The organism is Aquibaculum arenosum (assembly GCF_029222965.1).
Classification (GTDB): domain Bacteria; phylum Pseudomonadota; class Alphaproteobacteria; order Kiloniellales; family DSM-21159; genus Aquibaculum; species Aquibaculum arenosum.
Genome location: NZ_JARHUD010000025.1, coordinates 1 through 1,822 on the forward strand (window position 1 = coordinate 1; position 1,822 = coordinate 1,822).

Below are 1,822 nucleotides of genomic sequence, written 5' to 3' on the forward strand. Positions count from 1 at the left end.
TCATCCGCTGCTGCGCCACCTTGCTCGCCGCGTCGCGCGGCGCTGCTTTCTTCGCTGTCGTTGACTGTTCCATTGGATGTTCCTCCCTCCCAAAAGTAGCATGGAAAGAAGGTTAAGTGGACAAATAGGGTGCCGCCGCCGAGGAATGCCCGAATTTTTTGGTGCAACCCGTGCTCTTTATAGATGCCCGGTTATCATAAACATAATCTGGTTTGACCTGTACTCTCTTCCGCTTCGATTGCTGCTCTTTCTTCTATGTGAAGCGGAAAGTTCAGCGGTCAAATTTCTATTCCACAGATATGTAATACGTGGCCCTGCCTCAACATATTCATCTGATATATTCACGCCATTGTATTCATAATGGGCATACTGACCGTAGCCACCAACAAGCAAGTTTCGGAGTAACTCATGATCAACCCGGGCATGCACTGCACTTCGAGTATAGCTAGATGCGGCTGCGTTTTGTGTTTCAAAAACTCCACGGTCAAGATTCAACTCGAATGAGGTCAAGCGCGTAATGTTCCAGAGCACGTTTCCCCCAAACCAAGGGCCGCTCACACCATCTTGTCGGTTTGACGCGTAATCTTGGTTCATATACCCGGCAAAAATGGACCCGGTGATGATGCCCCCTGCGTCAAACCCTGTTCCTATCGCAACTCGGTAGCCATGCGAATCACGGTTTCCACCGGAATGCGTGTCGTAGCGGCGGATGTTATAACGCGCCTCCACATAAGGGATCACGGCGGGCAGAAGTTCATAGGCAACACGTGTATGCGCCTCATACACATTGTGATCGCGCTCACTCTGACTCAGGGATCCGCCACCCGTAAGATCAACGGCCCGATAGTCGTAGCGTGTATAATCCACTCCGACACGAAGCGAGAGCCGGCCAACCCCGCGATAGGCGCTGATTCCCGTATTATATTCGTAGTACACTGAGGGCTCGGCGTTCGCCAAGGGCACGTCTGGATCGCCGCGATCCTCATGCCGCCTTTGCACCGAAAGGTGTCCTTCTAAATAAGTTTCCCGGAGCAAATCGATGCGCCCAGCGAGACCTGCGTGACCATCGATGTAGTTCTCCTTACTATTATCAAAATAAAATCCAGCCTCTGCCCCGACATCAAGCGACAACGCATGCCGCGACCAATCTGATTGCACGGAAACATTTGGGGTTACCCGGGATATAAAATCACTCTCCCTGTTGTTCTTAGTCGCGTATATATTGTCGTTATACTCGCCGCCGACGCTCAAGCTTGGGCGGATCATGAAGGCCCCTGCGCGCAATCCCAACGGCTCAAGTTCTGGCCTTGACCTTTCGTAAATCGGAACACCGCGCTCTTCTTCTATGTCTTCTTCCTGAGCTGAAACAGCATTGCAAAAGAGCGCTACCATTACCGCAGATAGCAGGCTGGCGCCCACTCTCACCCTGATGCGGGACGTTGTCACTGCACTCTACCTCCCCTCTCAACTGATGCTCGCGCCGGAAAGCGTCTCGTTGGCAACACCGACCCTACGCCGCCAATCATTCCCGAAGCCCTCTGCCGAGGATGACACGCTTATGATATCCGCATCGACCGCCGCCTTGGCTACCGAGTTCCCTTGGCTGCCCCCTCGCACCTTCAGGGCAGCATAAGCGCGAGATGCATCGCCGCAACAACCCATCCGGTATATCATACTCAGCAAGAGGTACCATTTTATGGGTAACCCTCCGGTGAGCGCCGCGGCTCAGGCCGCTTGAGCGGCCGGGCTGTTGGCTTTCCAGTGCCAGGGCAGGAGCTCGTGCAGCCGGGTCTGCGGGATCTCGGCGATACGGGCGAGCACG

Annotated in this window: 1 protein-coding gene; it reads right to left on the reverse strand. The window is 54.3% G+C overall.

Annotated features, from left to right (window positions below; all coding sequences use genetic code 11):
* Positions 1-177 precede the first annotated feature (177 nt).
* Positions 178-1,446 (reverse strand): outer membrane beta-barrel protein, encoded by a 1,269-nt coding sequence (locus P2G67_RS16335; RefSeq protein ID WP_275824362.1) that lies wholly within the window; start codon positions 1,444-1,446, stop codon positions 178-180.
* Between the last annotated feature and the right edge of the window lie 376 nt (positions 1,447-1,822).